The organism is Streptomyces panacea (assembly GCF_040560175.1).
Taxonomy (GTDB): domain Bacteria; phylum Actinomycetota; class Actinomycetes; order Streptomycetales; family Streptomycetaceae; genus Streptomyces; species Streptomyces panacea.
Window position 1 is genome coordinate 1 of the sequence record NZ_JARJHW010000052.1, and the last position, 15,657, is coordinate 15,657.

Genomic DNA, 15,657 nt, shown 5'->3' on the forward strand with positions numbered 1-15,657 from the left:
TGAAGACACGACCTAGGACAGATAGAGCTCCGTCTCCTCCCAGGCGCGAATGGCGTCGTAGTCGCGTGTGATCGGCCCCCGGCCCTCGGCGGCCAGATAGACGTATCCGGGTACGGTCGCCAGGTCCACGGTCCGCGGCACCAGAGCGCCCGGCACGATCGCGGCGTCGACCGCGACACAGGTCTCCAGAGAGGTCAGCGCCTCCCGCCAGCGTTCACCGGCGCAGCGCCCGCGCCGTTTGTTGATCAGATAGACCTGCCGGATCTCCCGGGACCAGTGGACGTCCTCGTCGGGGAAGCGGGCGAAGGCGTCGGGGTCGGTCAGCGCCAGTGCGAGCAGGTGGACGTGGGACGTCCCGGAGTACCGGGCGTGCAGCCACGGCTGGGTGGAACCCATCAGCCGCGCCCCCGTCTCGATCAGGACGGGTCCCGCCGCGGTGAGCATGACCTCGGTATGTGCCGCGCCGTTGGCTATCCCCAGAGCCGTGATCGCGCGCTTGGCGAAGGCGACGACCGTCTCGCCCCGCGCGTCGCCCCGCCGGACCGGCTCGTGGTAGTCGTACACCGGCTCACCACCGGGTCCGCCGATCTTGACGCAGCGCCAGACGTCCACCACCTTGTGCAGGCCGTCGACCGTCACCGTGTTGATGATGAACTCCTGGCCGGCCAGGTACTCCTGCACCAGGACGGCGTGGTTGGGGTCCCCGAAGCAGTCGTTCCTGCCCAGGACCTCCTCGGTGAACCGCCGGACCTCGTCGGCGCTCCGGCATATGTGCACCCCGTCGGTGGCGGCGCTCGCCAGCGGTTTGACGACCGCCGGGCGGCCCCCCTCGTCCTCGAACCTGGCCACGGCCTCGTCCGCGGAGGTGACCCGTGCCCCAAGGGGGGCGGCCAGACCCGCGTCCCGTACGCATCGCGCCATCTCGGACTTGTCGCGGCGGGCGCGCACCGTCTCGATCCGGTTGTGGGGCAGACCCATGTGGTGGGCGAGCGTGTCGGCGAAGACGACCCCGGACTCGGCTCCGGCGACGACCTTGTCGACGCCCAGCTCACCGAGGGCGGCGGCAGCCTTGTCGAGGTCGCTCACATGCCCCAGGTCCTGGATGTAGGCGGCCGGGTCGAAGCCACGGGTGTAGGAGTCGCGGAAGTCGGGTTTGGTCCTCAGGTGGACGCATTCGGCTTGGAGCCGGTTCAGTTCCTGCACCAGGAGGCAGCCCGCCGAGAAGCCGTCAACCACTGCGATGCGCATGTGCCTGCCTTCGGTCGCCGGCCGGGGCCGGAAGGATGTTCTGGTTGAAGTGGAAGACGTTGTCCGGGTCGTACGCCGCTTTGACGGCGGCGAGCCTCGCGAGCCTGGCCTCTCCGTAGACTTCCGCGACCTTGGTCCGCAACTCGTCCTGGAGGTAGTTCACGTACGCGCCGCCATGGCCGTACGGGGCCAGCCGCTCCGTGGCGCGCCGGGTCCACTCGACATGGACCCGGTCGGTGCCCGGGTCCGTCCACTGGGACGACACGGTGTAGATGTACGGGGCGCTCCTGCCGGGAAAAGCGGAGTCCTCCTCGGGGACCTCGGCCACGGCCCCGCGCAGATACTCCAGTTGGACGGAGGACAGCGGCGAGGGCATGTCGCGGGCGGTCGCCGTGAACTCCTCGACGGCAGGCGGGGAGAGATCGTCCACATAGATGGATCTGGTGTAGTACCGGTTGCCGTGCGGCCGTTCGTGGTCGCCCATCGTCTGGAGCTCCGCATGGGTCGTCGTCCGCCCGGTCGACGCGGCGGGGGGCGCGGCCGTGCGGAGCGGCTCGATCGCGGCCTCCGCTTCGCCGGGCGGTCCGAACCAGACGGCGGTCAGGGAGAGGACGGGCCTTCCTCTCAGCCGGGCGGGCAGCCAGCCGTCCCGTCCCGGATAGGCACCGGCGACCTTGAACCCACCGGAGACATGCAGATCCGCCGAGAGATGAGAGGTGAACTCCCGGTACGCCTGAAGGGCGCCGGGTGCCTCGTCCAGTCCGTACACAGCGGTGCGGTAGTGGACCGGCGTCGCCTGCCGCAGCCGCAGAGTGAAGCGGGTGACGACGCCGAAGTTGCCGCCGCCGCCACGCAGCGCCCACAGCAGATCCGGGTGGCTGTCCTGCGACGCCTCGACCACGGAGCCGTCCGCGAGCACCACCTCGGCGGACAGTACGTGATCACAGGTCAGGCCCCAGCGCCGGCTGAGCCATCCGTAGCCACCGCCGAGCGCGAGTCCGCCGAGGCCCGTCCGCGAGATGATGCCCGTCGGGCAGACCAGTCCGTGCGCGGCGGTCGCGGGGTCGAGATCCGCCAGCAGACAGCCGCCGTCCGCGTACGCGACCCGTCTCCGCGGATCCACCGTCACCCGCCGCATCCCGGACAGGTCGATCATGACCGCGCCCTCGGCGAGCGCGGTCCCCGCGACGTTGTGGCCACCGCCGCGTACGGAGACCTCCAGCCCGGCGGAGTCCGCGAACCGCAGCGCGGCGACGACGTCCGCGGTCTCGTGGCACCGGGCGATACGTGCGGGACGCCTGTCGTGCGTCCCGTTCCAGACCTGGCGCGCGGCGTCGAAGTCCGGATCTTCCGGATCCAGCCATTTCATCGGGGTCGGCCTCCCGCCGCGGCCCGGCCGACCGGACCGTGGCCCGCGGTCGTGCTGCCGGCCGTCATCGGACGGTCACGGACTGCCAGTCGAAGGAGACGTCGTCCAGCACGCCGATCTCCGCGCACAGTTGGTGGAGTCCGCTGTAGTCCTGGACCAGGAGTGCGCGGCCCGGCTCGTTCTCGACGTCGCGCATCATGGCCTCGCCGCCCTCGATGCCCAGCAGTTCGACGATCCGGCGCCAGGTGGTGAAGTCGTTGGCGCCGAACGCGGCGAGTCCGTCACCGAGCGCCTCGACGAAGAACTCCTGGTGCTCCGGGCCGAGACTCCGGTACACCGTCGCGGCGATGTCCTTGGAGATGGACGAATGGCAGTACTCGTCGCGGTTGTGCAGCTCGGCGGTGACCCGGTTGATCGGCTGGACGTCGTCGTCCTGGGCCATGAGGTCGAGGTAGGCGTTGATGGACATCTCCGAGACGGTGGTGAACGCGAGTGTGACCAGGTCCCGTTGCCAGCGGTGGTCCGCCCGCGCCAGGCGTTCCTCGTGCCGTCGTGCCTTCTTGGCCAGCGGCAGCGCGCTCTCGGGCATGCGCCAGCCCCGGCGGCGACGGGTGACCGCGATCGCGTTGAGATGCATCAGGGTGTGGTACTGCTCGTCGACCATGGCCTGGGTGACGGCCTGGGCCACGGACTCGTCGAAGCCCGCGCGGAACGTTCCGGAGGCGATGAGCGCGAAGCCGGGATTGACCACCCGTTGCTCGTTGTCCATGACGTTCTTGTTGAACGCCACCCAGGCCCAGGCGAGCAGCCTGCGCAGGACGGTGTCGTCCAGCGCGAGGTAGGTGGGATGGTCGCGGAACGGCAGGAGATGCTCGGGGTAGTCCGGACGCCCCTCCTCGAAGAGGTCGTCCAGGTCGGGCTCCGCCTTCTTCACCGACGCCCGGCGCGTCCAGTTCGCGGCGAGCCGGCCGATGACCGCGCTCTCCACCGGGTCGTCGGGGTTGTGGGCGGGGAGAGCCTGGGGGAACAGACCCCCCGGAGGGGGCTGTGAAAGGTCGGTCACTGTCCCCGTCCCCTCACCAGGTGCCCTTCAGCACAGCGTTCTCGTACGCCTCTCCGTACCTGCGCTGGGGCCAGGGGTTGAAGGCGAGCAGGAAGAGGTCGCGGTGCCCCTCCTGGCCCGCGGGAGGGCTGATGTCGGTGGCGTAGTGCCGCATGGCCCGGTCGTCCAGCACGATCGCGTCGCCCGCGCCGAGGGTCAGGCTCAGGAACGGTTCGTCACTGTCGAGCGTCATGAGCTGGGTCTCGCCGCCACCGATGTTCCGGCGGTCGACCACCGCGATCATGCTGTAGGTGTGCCCGTCCTGATGAGGCCCCTCCGGCACGGAGACACCGCGTGTGTTGTCGTCCGCGATGACCCGCCACTGGTGGACGTCGACCTGCCAGACGACGGTCTCGTCGAGCGGAATCGCCTCGGCACCCGTGCGTACCAGCAGGGACGGGTCGATCCGCAGCGCTTCGTACTCCCTGAGCAAGCCGCCCGTCACGCCATTGAATTGTGTCGCCTGGCAGAAAGGCCGGTGGGGGAGCAATTCCAGTCGCCATCCGGACTCGTGCCGGATGCGGTACTGCGAGAAACGGCGATGCCGGAACTTCCCCTCGCAGTACTGGTCCAGAGGAAGCGTCCGGAACTCCTCGCGAATGGCTTCGGGCACATTCCCTAGAGTGATAAGTTGATAGTCCTGGTCATTTAGCGCCACGTGCATCACCCCCGGCTCCACACACGAGCCTTCTTCGGATTTGCGGACACGTTTTACCCAGGAGAGATCAAACATTGCGGGAGTGTTGCACGACAAGGGAACGGACGTGTCAGGATCCTGCCTGGCTGATGTAGGACAGATTCGTTCGGGCCCGATGATCAGGGGCCTCCGGGCCGGCCTCAGGGGCCGAGCCAGCCCCGGCGGCGGGCGAGTACCCCGGCCTGGAACCTGCTGCTCGCCCCCAGTTGTGTCATGAGGTCGGCGACGATCCTGCCCACGGTGCGGGTGGAAACCGCGAGTCTGCGCGCGGCCTGCGCGTCCGTGTATCCCTCCTGGAGGAGTTGGAGAAGGGCCCCTTCCATATTGGTGAGTTCACTTCCATGCCCTTGGCCACGAAGGCTGAAAGGCACCGCCGAAAGCCAGACCTGTTCAAATACGGGGGCGATCGACGCCACGACCGATGAGCCGGACAGTACGACTCCGACATCCTTGCCGCTGTCTTCCATCTCCTGTGAGAGGAGAGCTTTCTCACCGTCTACGATGACACCTCTGAGCGACAGGACGGGGACGGTTCTTATCTCCATCCCCTTGTCCAGCAGCCGCTGCATCTGCGACATCCTGGCCCTGTTGTTGCATACGCTGTCGAGTTGGACCGATTGGACGCGGATTCCGCGTGAAAGAATTTCCTCACCGATCCCCCGGTCGGCGACGGCCGTTTCGGGGATCAGCGGACCGCCCGGCGCGAAAGCCATGATCCAGCTCTGTGCCTCACGGACGAGCCTGACCAGTCGGTCGTGAATCTTTCCCGTGCCGTCGACCTGTTCGACATCCAGCGGCGCCGCTCGCGGGCGGCTGGAATATTCCGCGGCCAGTACCCGGGCCGCCACCTTGCATTCCTGGAGTACTTGCGTACGGGTCGCCAGCGCGGCGTGCTCACGCGCGATCAGCATATCGAGCCCGATCTCCGGTTCAACCGGGTGCAGGCCGCCCGAGTCTCCACGCGAAGGCCAGAGCAGTGAGAGCTCAGCCAGCTCGTCGACCTGCTTCATCGTTTCGGCCTCGTGCCAGTCGAGCCGCGCCGCCGCCTCCTCAATACTCATTCCCGGGTGCTTCACCAGCATGAAGTAGAGCTGCTCTGTCTCAGGACTTATCCCAAATGGCTCCAGCAACGAAGACTCCTCCGCGGGATCTCTCCACCGTGCCGCCGACCTGCCAGGGTTGCGACGAAGCCCTCCCTCGCTCGACAGAATCCTTGAGGATCAGCCCGCGCATGCCTGCGTAGCGCTGCGGAACCCGGGGCACGGCCGACGCCGGGGTCAGCATCGCGAATCGCTGATCTTATGTCTGTGATAGCACCACGGAGTCGGACGAGCGGGTGATGCGGGTGATGCTGTCCGTAACTCGCCGTTCACACAGAGGCCTTGGGACGCCCGTAGATAGCCTGGTAGCACGTCATTGTCTTCGGCGGGCGCGAAGTGCGAGGTTGGCTTGTTCTCCGGTCGCCACGTCCCGGACCCGGTGAAGGGGAAAACAAGGTCACGGCCGTTTACGGCACCGCCTCACCGGGCGGTGCGCACCGCCGTCTTGACGATCGCCTCCGCGAAGACGGGAAGCGACGCCGGGTGCAGATAGAGGAACAAGTGCGGCTCGACGAGCTCCAGTTCCATCACACGCGGCTCGCCGTCGTCACCGTCGACGAGGTCGACACGGCCGTAGAGGAGTTCCTCTGAGCCGGGCACAGCGGCCAACGCCCGCACGGCGACCGCCAATTCACCGGCGGTCGGCTCCCAGGGATGCAGCTCCGGGTGCGGGACCTTTTTCTCGTCGTACGGAAACCCCGGCGCGAGAACGGCATTCTTGCGGTCCGCGTGGAGGAAACGCCCGCCGGTGAAATGCAGTGCCCGCTCGCCCTTCGTATCGATGCTCCGCATGTACGGCTGCACCATCGCGGTCATTCCCTCCGCGTGCATCCGGACCAGCTGCCGCACCGCCGTCCCGCGGCCTTCCGGCCGGTACCGGGCGGCGTACCGCGCGCCGGCACCGACCGTCGGCTTGACGACGTATTCGCCCTCCCCGGGCAGGTCGACCGTGCTACCCGGAGCGAGATAGCGGGTCTCGACGACAGGAACTCCCGCGGTGAAGAGATCCGCGAGATAGCGCTTGTCCACATTCCAGCGCAGCACGTCGACGGGATTCGCCAGCGCCGTGACAGCCGCGACTTCCTCCGCCCATCGCAGGAACTCCTCGACCCGCCAGAAGTAGTCCCACGCGGATCGAATCGCCACAAGGTCGAACCCGGCCCAGTTCACCTCCGGGTCGTCCCAGCACACCACCACGGGTTTCGCACCCGCGCATTCCACCGCTTCCAGCAGAATGGGCAGATCCTGATCCCATTCGGGATCCTTCAGCACACCCCGGCAGGTGACGAGCGCGATACGGGGACCGAATGCCACGGCGGACTCCTCTTGTTCGGGCAGTCGACCGGGGGTCGGTCGCCCGCGAAGAACTCATCGTCCGTGCCCAACAGCCGGGAGAACAGGGGCTGTTGTGAGCCAGGATTGGCAGGGAGTGCTTCGTGACCCATGCCAGGGCGTGAGCAGCCTCGGGGGTGGCATCTCCGGTTCCGTACGCGGGACGAGCGTGCCGTCGTCCCGCGGGTCATCCGGAATGACCACGCGTCACCGGCCGGTCCGGAGCCGGTCAAGGGGGAGTGGCAGGGCTACCGCATGCCGCGCAGTTCTTGGAGGTCGCCGCCCACCTTTGTGCGGAGCTGCTTGAGCAGTTGGGGCTTGGCGCCGATGGCCCATCTCGGGCCGACGAGGTAGGTGCCGCCGTACATGCTCGCGGTGTCCAGCCATGTCAGTTTGAGTTTCTCCGTCGGGAAAGTCGTCACGATCCAGTTGCCCTCCGGGGTGACGCACACGGCTTCACGGAGTTCGTCGGCCTCGGTACGCATCTCCGCCGTGCAGCCGGTCATGGACGCGATCTTCTCGATGCTCGCGGGCGCGGCCGAAGGGAGCGGTGTGGCACTTGCCTTGGGGGGTGGCGTGCTCGCCCTGCCGGCCGGATCGGCCGAGCATCCCATCACCAGGGATGCCAGGAAGAGGGGCATGGCGAGCGCCCCCATCGTGCGTGCGGGATGGGCGCGGGGTGCCGTCACCGGTGTTGCCTTCCTGCGGGCGGGGTGTGGGGGGAGGTACGTGCCGATGGGGTCCGCCGTTCAGCGTCGAGGACGAGGCGGGACGTGGATGATGTGCGCAGCATGGCCGACGCCGAAAGATCCACGCCTCGTCGTCCCCCACGGGTAGCACGGGCAGCACGGGTGGGACGTTGGCTTCGCGCTGCCGTCTTCGCGGGGACAAGTGCCGTCCTGGCGGCGGTCGGTCACCATCTGGCGTCGGAAGGCCCGGTGCCCTGGCTCCGGTTGCTGGTCGTGTCGGCGGCCGTGATGGCTGTCGTCTCCATCGGGGCGGGCAAGGCCCGTTCGTGGTGGGCCGTGGCCGGGGCGACGGCGGTCACGCAGGTCGTACTGCATACCGTGCTGTCTTCGTCCGACGGTCCAGGCTCTGCTCCGCACGGCGCGGGAGGCGCGGCGCACCACAGCGCTTCGGTGATGTCGGCCGCGCATCTCCTGGCGGCCGTCTCCGTCGCCGTCCTCATGCATCGGGCCGATCGGCGGCTGTCCGACCTGCCGAACGATGTGGGCAGGTGGGCCGGTTCGCTCATGATGGCGGTCGCCACCGCGGCCGGGTGGCGCGGGCTCGTGCCCCGGTCGTTGCCACTGCCCGCGAGCAGGCCGCCACTGGTCGCGTTCCGGCAGCCCGCGGCGCGAACCGTTCTCTGTCATGTGCTGAGCCGCCGAGGTCCACCGGAAGGCCGCGTACGCGACGTTCCCCTGAACCCGGCGGATCGCGCCTGTCGCGCGTGACTCCGCCCGTACGGAGAGAGCCCTACCTCATGAACGCTTCACGCACATCCGCCGCCGGCCGGCGCCTCGGTGTCCTGGCTGCCGCGACGATTTCGGCGATCGTGGCAGCGGCGGGTCCAGCCGCCGCACACGCCGAAGTGACCGCTTCGGACAGCAGGGCGCTGGCCGAGAACGTCACCCTTTCGTTCGTCTCCGAGGCGGAATCCGACGCTTCCGGCATCAAGGAACTGAGGATCGTGCTGCCGAAGGGCATCGCGCCCGGCACCGTCGAGCTGACGGAGGCCCCGAAGGGGTGGAAGCTGACGGCCACGGCCGACGGCTACACCGTGGGCGGTACGGCGCTGGCCGTGGGCACGGACGCCGAACACAGCGTCAGCGTGCGTCAGTTGCCGGACGCGAAGTCGCTGGCCTTCAAGACCGTCGAGACCTACGGCGACGGCGAGATCTCCCGCTGGATCGAAATACCCGGCGACGGACAGCAGGTGGAGAACCCGGCCCCGGTGCTGGAGCTGAAGCCCGCCGCGCCCGGCGCCGAGCCGGTCGCACCGAGCCCGTCACCGGAACCGAGCACCGGCGCGCCGTCATCAGCCGCGCCCGACCCGGGCGGCGACGCCACGGCGTCGGCCTCCTCCGAGGCCGCCGTGCGGGAGGACGAGGGCTCCGGCAGCGACGGGGTGCTTCTCACCGTGGTCGCCGTGGTCGCGGTCGTCGCCGTGATGGCGGCGGGTGCCGCGATCTGGTGGGTGCGCCGCTCCCGTAACCGCGCCTGACCGTGAGCGTGCCGGTGCGCGACGCATGCCGCCCACCGGCACGCTCCCCGTCGGGCGAACGTCTCCACGCGGGGCCCGAGGGCGCCCGGGCTTGGAACCAGGTAACTAAGATGCTTAGTATGTGTGATCGAGCCTTTGTACGGTCGTTTCCCCATCCGGGTCGGCAGTCAAGGCGCCGCCAAATCCGCTGCGCCCGCGCGGAGTCGGAGGACAGCTGAGCTGTTCCGCCGGCAGCGGCCGAGGAAGAAGGAGCTCGCCTCAGTGGCGTCCCACCGTCGTCCGAAGCAGCCGACCCCCGCGTACACGGGCGTGCTCACCGCGACCGCCGCCGCGGCCGTGGCGCTGTCGACCCAGTCGGCGTCCGCCGACCCGCTTCCCGATCCCAACAAGAAGGGCGTCCAGGCTCAGATCGACCGCCTGTACGAGGAAGCGACCCAGGCCACGGAGAAGTACACCGGGGCGCAGGAGAAGGCCGGCAAGCTCGAAAAGCAGGTCGAGAACCTCCAGGAGGCGGCGGCCCGCCGTCAGGGCGGTCTCAACGAACTCCGCAATCAGCTCGGCTCGGTGGCCACCGCCCAGTACCGCAGCGGCGGTCTCGACCCCTCGCTCCAGTTGATGCTCTCCACCGATCCGGACAGCTATCTGGACAAGGCGTCGGACATGGACCGGCTGAGCGACCGACAGGCCGAGACGCTCAAGCAGTACCTGTCCCAGCAGCGCACCTTGGACGAGCAGCGGGCACGGGCCGGCGAACAGCTCAAGGCGCTCCAGGACACCCGTAAGGAACTGGGGAGCAAGAAGAAGGAGATCCAGGGCAAGCTGGCGAAGGCGCAGACGCTCCTCAACTCGCTGACGGCCGAGGAGCGCGCGGAGCGAACGGCCAAGGAAGAGCGGATCAACCGTGACAGCGACCGTGTCGACCTCGGCAACGAGGCCAGCGGGTCACAGCGCGGCGCGTCGGCGTTCGAGGCGGCCAAGAGCCGGGTCGGCATGCCGTACGTATGGGGAGCGTCCGGCCCGAACTCCTTCGACTGCTCGGGACTGACATCCTGGGCGTTCCAGCAGGCCGGCGTCTCCATACCCCGTACGTCCCAGGCCCAGGCCAATGTCGGCACCCGGATCAACTCCCTGAGCGCGCTCAAGCCGGGCGACCTCATCATCATGCGCACCGACCTGAGCCATGTCGGCTTCTACGCCGGGAACGGGCAGATCCTCCACTCGCCGAAGCCGGGCGCCCAGGTGCGCTTCGAGTCGATCGCCCGCAGCGGCATGCCGTTCATGTGGGGCGTACGCCTCTAGCGCCGGCCTCTAAGCCAGTCCGGGAGGGCAGGCGAGGAGCAGGGGCAGCACCGGCATCAGTACGGCCGACCCGGCCACAACCGCCCGGAACGCGGGGTGCGTTCGCCGTACCGGCGCCAGGATCCGGCGCAGCCGTACGTGCACCGTGCGCCCCCCTGCCGACAGCGCGCCCTTCGGGACCGCGCCCGCCGAGGCCATCTCGAACATGGCGGTGACCAGCGTCCGGTGCGGGTGGACGTGCAGGGCGCCGTCGTCGGCGGCCATCTCCAGCAGAAGGGGAATCTGCTCCCCCGCCTGCCGGGCCAGCGGCACTCCTCCGAACACGATGGCGAACGAGCGCGCCGCCGCGAGAAGGAGATGGTGGCGGCCGGTGACGTGGGCCCGTTCGTGCTCCACGACGGCGGCGATCTCCGCCTCGGACAGCAGCTCCACCGCGCCGCTGCTCACGACGATCCTGGAGCGGTGGCCCGGCAGGCAGTAAGCGGTCGGGGTCGCGTGCTCAAGGACCGTGGCACCCAGCCTCGGCGACGGACGGCCCACCTTGTCGAGGATCTTGCGATGCCGGGTACGAGCCGCGCGGGCGCGCAGCACGTGATAGGTGAAGGCGGCCAACTGGGCCGTCGGTACGGCCACCGAGACGCCGACGCCCAGGCTCCGCACCACGCCGGCGCCGGGCGGGCCGACCCCCAGGGCCACGCCGCACGAGTAGAGGATGCCGTGCAGATGGGCGCCCGGCGTCGCGAGATGCAGCGCGGCGAGGGCGACACACACGGAGAACGAGGCGGCCAGCGCGAACCACACGGTGACGGCCAGCACCGGTGCCCGGTGCGGCCACGCGGCGCGCAGCATCACGCGCGGCGCGAGCACGCCCACGGCAGCGGCGTATCCGAGGAGCGCGGGAGCCGCGTTCACTGCTCGACGTCCCGCTCGACGTCCCGCTCGACGTCCCGCCCGGCATCCCTCTCGACGACCCGGCTGACGTCCCTCTCGACCACCTGCAACGCCTCGCGCAGCGCGGCCACTTCCTCGTCCGACATGCGCTCCACGAAGTACGCCAGAGCGGCCGGGCGGTCCTCGCTGGCTCCCAGCGCGTCCTCCATCAGGGCGGCCGAGTACGCCTCCCGGCTGCGCACCGGCGTGTAGAGCCACGCCTGGCCCTGCTTCTGCCTGATCAGCCACCCCTTGGTGTGGAGAATCGAGGCCACCGTCATGACGGTCGTGTAGGCGGCGGGGCGGCGCGTGTTGATGTCGTCGACCACCTCACGAACGGTGGCGGGCCTTCCCCACTTCCACAGACAGTCCATGATCTCGGCCTCCAGATTCCCCAGCCACCGCACTTCCGGAGTTCCTTCCGCCATCTTCCGCGCCTTCGCCCACGCGGCCATCGTAGGCGCGCTCCGGAAGCCGCTGAACAGCGCGACGCGGGCGCCCTCGCGGTGCCGGACCGTATGGGGCCAAATGAAACTCAGCGTACGGGAGTTGGTGGCTCTACCGGCCGGTATGTCCTTGTTCGCGAAATGGGAACCAGTTGTGGGCGCGTGGTCATACTCTGGGCGCCTGCCGGGCCCTTTGGGGGGTGCCCGGCCTCGAACGCAGAGGACGTACATGCGCTATTCCCGCACGCTCTCCACCGTCGCCGCCATGGCCGCGGCGGTCGCCGGAACGGTTCTCTTGCCGACGCAGGCTCAGGCTGTCGGCTCGGTTCATCTGTACAAGATCTACTACGACAGCCCCGGCACGGACCGCCGCACCAACGCCAGTCTCAACGCCGAGTACGTGCAGATCCGGAACACCACCACCAGGGCCGTCAGCCTGACGGGCTGGTCGGTCGTCGACGCGTCGAGTCACAAGTACACGTTCGGCAGTTACTCCCTCGCCCGGGGCAAGACCGTCACCGTGCGCACCGGTTCGGGTACGAACACCGCGGCCAACCGCTATCAGGGGCGTGCCGCGTACGTCTGGAACAACGACCGGGACAAGGCCACCCTCAAGAAGTCGACGGGGGCCCTGGTGGACACCTGCTCGTACAACTCGACCCGCGTCGACTACAAGGTCTGCTGAACGGCCTGATGTGATGCGCGTCGGCGCCCGCCCCCGGGAGGAGGCGGGCGCCGACGCCGTTACGTCGCGGGCGCGCGAGGCCCCCACGCGGAGCCGCCACCCGAAGCCGCCACGCGAGGCCCCCACCCGAGGCCGCGCGAGCCACCGTGAACCGTCGGCCGGTCATCGTTCCTCCACATCTCCGCGCACAACCAGGCATGGAATTCCGGTGTCTAGCAGGTGACCAGCGGGACGCTCCGTCCCGTTCTGTGCCTTCGAGTACGTTCGAGGAGACCCACCGTGCGCCATCACAAGCGCCTCTCGCGCCTCACCTCAACAACCGTGGCCGCAGCCGCGGTCGCCGCCGCCCTGCCGCTCGCCTTCGCGCCCGGCGCGTACGCGGACGAGCCCATCACGCCGGATCTGACCGTGTCTGAGCTGTCGGGGAATCAGCTCAGGCCCGGTGAGGTCCGCAACGACTCCGTCACCCTCACCAACAACGGCACCGCCGCCACCGACGGTGTCACCTTCCGGCTGCGGCTCACCCGCGGGCTGGCCTTCACCGCGCCCGTCGACGGCTGCACGTACTCGACGGTCGGGGACAGGGTCAAGCAGGCCGTGTGCGAGCTGGATGTCGGCATCGCGCCCGGCGAGAGCTACACGGTGCCGGTGAGGTTCAAGGTGCTGAAGAAGGCGCTGATGGAGGTCGTCGAGTACGGCACCAGCCGCACCGGCGAAGACCCGGGGGAGGGCTACGACCAGGCCAACCGCCGGCTCGCGCTGGACACGGACAGCTCGGCCGATCTCGTCGCGACGGGGGACGAGGCAAAGGGGAAGCCCGGCGGCAGGGTCATCGTCACGCCCTCGATCCGCAACGACGGACCGGGCTGGATCCAGAACAACGAGAGCGACGACCACCCGGCGCTCCTCGTGAACATCCCCAAGGGCACGACGGCCGTCGAAGTCCCCGAGAACTGCAAGCCGTTCGGGATCGACGGGCCGACCGGTCCTTCCGAGCCGGGGCACCGGAAGTACGTCTGCCAGGAGGACGACTACACCCTGGAGGTCGGGGAGATCGAGGCGTTCGCCATCGTCCTGAAGATCGACAAGAGCCGGCGGGCCGACACGTCCGGCGTGGTCAAGGCCACGTCGAACTACGACATCGACCCCGTGTACGACACCAACAAGGCGAACAACAAGGCCACGTTGAGCATCGACGTGCGGTGAGCGGTCAGTAGGGGGAGGGGAGGGGCGTGCGCCGGTGGGGGCCGGTGGACGCGCCTCCCCTCCCGCTGTGCGACCCGCAAGACCTCTGTACGACCCGCACGCGACCCGCGCACGACCCACGGACGACCCATGTACGCCCGGCGTACGACGCTAGGCGGGGCCCGCCGTCAGGCGTGACGCCGAGGCGATCGTCGCGCGCGCCTCGCGTTCGGTCAGGCCCGTCCGTACGGCTGCGTCGACCAGTTTCTCCGCCAGCGACTCGCCGAAGCCGTGCTCGTACGCCCGGCAGGCCGCCCAGAACAGCCGGGTGTTGCGCTGGCCCGCGTGCGCGGCGAGTACGAACTGCACCAGACCGTGGCCCTGCGCCGGGCGAACGCCCCGGTGGCCTCCCGGTCCCGCGTGGCGACCGCGCTCGGGGGGCGTGAGCAGGCGCAGCAGGGCGCGTGGGCAGGGCGCAGGGGTGAGGCCGGCCGAGCCGGGGGCGAGCCGGTACGCGCCCCGGGCGGTGACGGATCCCGGTCCGACGAGATAGCCGCCCGCGCCCCGTACGTCGATGCCTGGCGCCAGGCGGCCGGCCGAGTTGGGGACCGTGATGCCGGCCGGGCCCGACAGCCAGATGTGCCGGCCGCCGCTCGGGGTGAGGACGACCACGGTCTCCGGCAGCGTGAACAGGTGCTGGAAGGCGAGTTGCTGGAGCGCGGCCACCGAGTCCGGCGTGGGTTCCGTCGAAGTCGAGGTCCCGTTCCCGTTCCCGGTCCCGGTGCCGGTCGCGGTCCCGGTCGCGGCCTCCGCCCGCGCCGTCGTTGGCGTGACGTCCAGGTCGACGCCGATCAGGTGGTGCGGCGCCCGTCCGCAGGCGATGCCGTACCCCGTCGCCCAGGGCGCGGCGGCGAACAGTGCTCGTACGGCCGCCGGGTCGGTCGTGGCGTCGTGCACGCCGTGACCGAGGCGGCCGCACTCACCTCGGCAGGGATGGGCGCCTCCACCGGGACTTCCGCCCGGACCTCCGCCGGGTTCGTCCCGATGGGGTGAGCGCAGGGCGGGGAGCTTGCTGGGGGACAGCGGGATGACGGGAAACCCGTTCTCGGCTGCGGAGAGGGCGTATGCGAGGGCCAGGGTGGTCGTGTGCCGGGCGGTGATGGCCATGGGTCTATGTTCGCACTGTTGTTCGAAGAACGGGAGTGGGAAAGATTGGCCGAAAGGGTGCCGAAACGCTTCGCCCCTTGCGGGAGCAGGGGCGTGGTGCGGTCCGTACGCGTACATACCTACCGAACTGACCTGTTGATGTCGTGAAGGGGGTTTATCGACAAGTCCTCACGCTTGCGAGGGAATAACCCGCTCAGGGCTGGTTCGCAGGGGATTCGGTGGGCAATTCTGATTGCACGACGTCGAGCACAACGTCGAGGCGGTCGGCCAACTGCCCCGGCAAATGCCGTACTTCTCGTTCAGAAGATCTCGTTCCTGGAGGAACTGACATGGCAAGCTTCCGTACCGCCCGCGTCTTCGCCGCTGTCGCCGCTCTTCCCCTCGCCGCGGCTCTCTTCACCGGCTCGGCATCGGCCGATGACTTCGCGGACGACGGATCGAACGCCAGCGTGGCCACGATCGTGGGCAGCGGTGTGGGCGACGACAACTCCGGCAACTCCACGACGACACAGCAGGTGGCGACCGGCGCGGGTGCGTCGAATCAGAACAACACCGCGAACGTGAACGGCTCCGGATTCACGGTGATCGACCAGTCCAACGAGAATGTCGCGGTGAATTTCGTCAACCTCTGGTGATACGCGGCCCGACGGGGGGACCGGCTGAGGGGTGAGCGACGGTCTGCGCGACGGCACTTCGGTGCCGTCGCGCAGACCGTCCTCGTTTCGCGGCCGCCGGATGCGCCGGCCGCCGGTAGGCACCTGCCGCCGTCCCCGCGCCCCCGGCTGCGGCGGGTCCCCGCGCCCCCGACCCGTCCGCTCGCCCCGGCCCTCTCTATCCCCGGGTGGACGCCGGGCGCCCGGTAGTACCTGC

16 protein-coding genes are annotated in these 15,657 nt (G+C 69.3%); 6 read left to right on the forward strand and 10 right to left on the reverse strand.

The features are described 5' to 3' along the window. Nucleotides 1–12 precede the first annotated feature (12 nt). The 7 genes from P3L51_RS15140 to P3L51_RS15170 all read right to left on the reverse strand — a co-directional run bounded on the left by P3L51_RS15140 (nucleotide 13) and on the right by P3L51_RS15170 (nucleotide 7,537). Nucleotides 13–1,248, reverse strand: a complete 1,236-nt coding sequence (locus P3L51_RS15140) for an ATP-grasp domain-containing protein (RefSeq protein WP_354605726.1) — start codon at nucleotides 1,246–1,248, stop codon at nucleotides 13–15. Continuing rightward, a complete protein-coding gene (locus tag P3L51_RS15145) occupies nucleotides 1,229–2,617 on the reverse strand; it encodes an FAD-binding oxidoreductase (RefSeq protein WP_354605727.1) in 1,389 nt (462 codons plus the stop codon). Before P3L51_RS15145 ends, P3L51_RS15140 begins: the two co-directional genes overlap by 20 nt. A 64-nt stretch (nucleotides 2,618–2,681) precedes the next feature. Further along, nucleotides 2,682–3,680: an AurF N-oxygenase family protein gene (locus tag P3L51_RS15150; RefSeq protein WP_354605728.1), complete on the reverse strand. Its 999-nt coding sequence runs from the start codon at nucleotides 3,678–3,680 to the stop codon at nucleotides 2,682–2,684. Nucleotides 3,681–3,693: 13 nt separating this feature from the next. Beyond that, nucleotides 3,694–4,452: a 2OG-Fe dioxygenase family protein gene (locus tag P3L51_RS15155; protein ID WP_354605729.1), complete on the reverse strand. Its 759-nt coding sequence runs from the start codon at nucleotides 4,450–4,452 to the stop codon at nucleotides 3,694–3,696. Between the two features lie 104 nt (nucleotides 4,453–4,556). Further along, nucleotides 4,557–5,546, reverse strand: a complete 990-nt coding sequence (locus P3L51_RS15160) for a helix-turn-helix transcriptional regulator (protein ID WP_354605730.1) — start codon at nucleotides 5,544–5,546, stop codon at nucleotides 4,557–4,559. Nucleotides 5,547–5,936: 390 nt separating this feature from the next. Next, the gene (locus P3L51_RS15165; RefSeq protein WP_354605731.1) at nucleotides 5,937–6,830 is read right to left on the reverse strand and encodes a DcsG N-terminal domain-containing protein; all 894 of its coding nucleotides are present in this window, start codon (nucleotides 6,828–6,830) and stop codon (nucleotides 5,937–5,939) included. 266 nt (nucleotides 6,831–7,096) lie between these two features. Next, nucleotides 7,097–7,537 (reverse strand): hypothetical protein, encoded by a 441-nt coding sequence (locus tag P3L51_RS15170; RefSeq protein WP_354605732.1) that lies wholly within the window; start codon nucleotides 7,535–7,537, stop codon nucleotides 7,097–7,099. 162 nt (nucleotides 7,538–7,699) lie between these two features. Here P3L51_RS15170 and P3L51_RS15175 point away from each other — a divergent pair, with 162 nt between their 5' ends. The 3 genes from P3L51_RS15175 to P3L51_RS15185 all read left to right on the forward strand — a co-directional run bounded on the left by P3L51_RS15175 (nucleotide 7,700) and on the right by P3L51_RS15185 (nucleotide 10,374). Then, a complete protein-coding gene (locus P3L51_RS15175) occupies nucleotides 7,700–8,305 on the forward strand; it encodes a hypothetical protein (RefSeq protein ID WP_354605733.1) in 606 nt (201 codons plus the stop codon). A 29-nt stretch (nucleotides 8,306–8,334) separates the two neighbouring features. Next, nucleotides 8,335–9,075, forward strand: coding sequence for a DUF1775 domain-containing protein (locus P3L51_RS15180; protein ID WP_354605734.1), 741 nt, complete (start codon nucleotides 8,335–8,337; stop codon nucleotides 9,073–9,075). A 261-nt stretch (nucleotides 9,076–9,336) separates the two neighbouring features. Next, nucleotides 9,337–10,374: a C40 family peptidase gene (locus P3L51_RS15185; protein ID WP_354605735.1), complete on the forward strand. Its 1,038-nt coding sequence runs from the start codon at nucleotides 9,337–9,339 to the stop codon at nucleotides 10,372–10,374. Nucleotides 10,375–10,383: 9 nt separating this feature from the next. Here the strand turns inward: P3L51_RS15185 and P3L51_RS15190 are convergent, their stop codons facing one another. Beyond that, a complete protein-coding gene (locus P3L51_RS15190) occupies nucleotides 10,384–11,286 on the reverse strand; it encodes a M56 family metallopeptidase (protein WP_354605736.1) in 903 nt (300 codons plus the stop codon). Then, entirely contained in the window at nucleotides 11,283–11,711 is a 429-nt protein-coding gene (locus P3L51_RS15195) for a BlaI/MecI/CopY family transcriptional regulator (protein ID WP_354605763.1), read from the reverse strand. The genes P3L51_RS15190 and P3L51_RS15195 overlap by 4 nt, the downstream gene beginning before the upstream one ends. Before the next feature lie 268 nt (nucleotides 11,712–11,979). On the opposite strand from P3L51_RS15195, the gene P3L51_RS15200 reads away from it, so the two are divergent. Beyond that, complete coding sequence (locus P3L51_RS15200) at nucleotides 11,980–12,435, forward strand: lamin tail domain-containing protein (RefSeq protein WP_354605737.1); 456 nt, start codon at nucleotides 11,980–11,982, stop codon at nucleotides 12,433–12,435. 279 nt (nucleotides 12,436–12,714) lie between these two features. Further along, nucleotides 12,715–13,641: a COG1361 family protein gene (locus P3L51_RS15205; RefSeq protein WP_354605738.1), complete on the forward strand. Its 927-nt coding sequence runs from the start codon at nucleotides 12,715–12,717 to the stop codon at nucleotides 13,639–13,641. Between the two features lie 150 nt (nucleotides 13,642–13,791). Here the strand turns inward: P3L51_RS15205 and P3L51_RS15210 are convergent, their stop codons facing one another. After that, a complete protein-coding gene (locus P3L51_RS15210; protein ID WP_354605739.1) occupies nucleotides 13,792–14,787 on the reverse strand; it encodes a bifunctional DNA primase/polymerase in 996 nt (331 codons plus the stop codon). Nucleotides 14,788–15,116: 329 nt separating this feature from the next. On the opposite strand from P3L51_RS15210, the gene P3L51_RS15215 reads away from it, so the two are divergent. Beyond that, nucleotides 15,117–15,422 carry a hypothetical protein gene (locus P3L51_RS15215; protein WP_354605740.1) on the forward strand — a complete coding sequence of 102 codons (306 nt, stop codon included), beginning with the start codon at nucleotides 15,117–15,119 and terminating at the stop codon, nucleotides 15,420–15,422. Nucleotides 15,423–15,657: the final 235 nt, after the last annotated feature.

Excerpts from the sequence above, each read along its gene's own strand:
- P3L51_RS15140 (WP_354605726.1), bottom strand. The coding sequence starts at position 1,248 with ATGCGCATCGCAGTGGTTGACGGCTTCTCGGCGGGCTGCCTCCTGGTG.
- P3L51_RS15145 (WP_354605727.1), bottom strand. The coding sequence starts at position 2,617 with ATGAAATGGCTGGATCCGGAAGATCCGGACTTCGACGCCGCGCGCCAG.
- P3L51_RS15155 (WP_354605729.1), bottom strand. The coding sequence starts at position 4,452 with ATGTTTGATCTCTCCTGGGTAAAACGTGTCCGCAAATCCGAAGAAGGC.
- P3L51_RS15180 (WP_354605734.1), top strand. The coding sequence starts at position 8,335 with ATGAACGCTTCACGCACATCCGCCGCCGGCCGGCGCCTCGGTGTCCTG.
- P3L51_RS15200 (WP_354605737.1), top strand. The coding sequence starts at position 11,980 with ATGCGCTATTCCCGCACGCTCTCCACCGTCGCCGCCATGGCCGCGGCG.
- P3L51_RS15210 (WP_354605739.1), bottom strand. The coding sequence starts at position 14,787 with ATGGCCATCACCGCCCGGCACACGACCACCCTGGCCCTCGCATACGCC.
- P3L51_RS15215 (WP_354605740.1), top strand. The coding sequence starts at position 15,117 with ATGGCAAGCTTCCGTACCGCCCGCGTCTTCGCCGCTGTCGCCGCTCTT.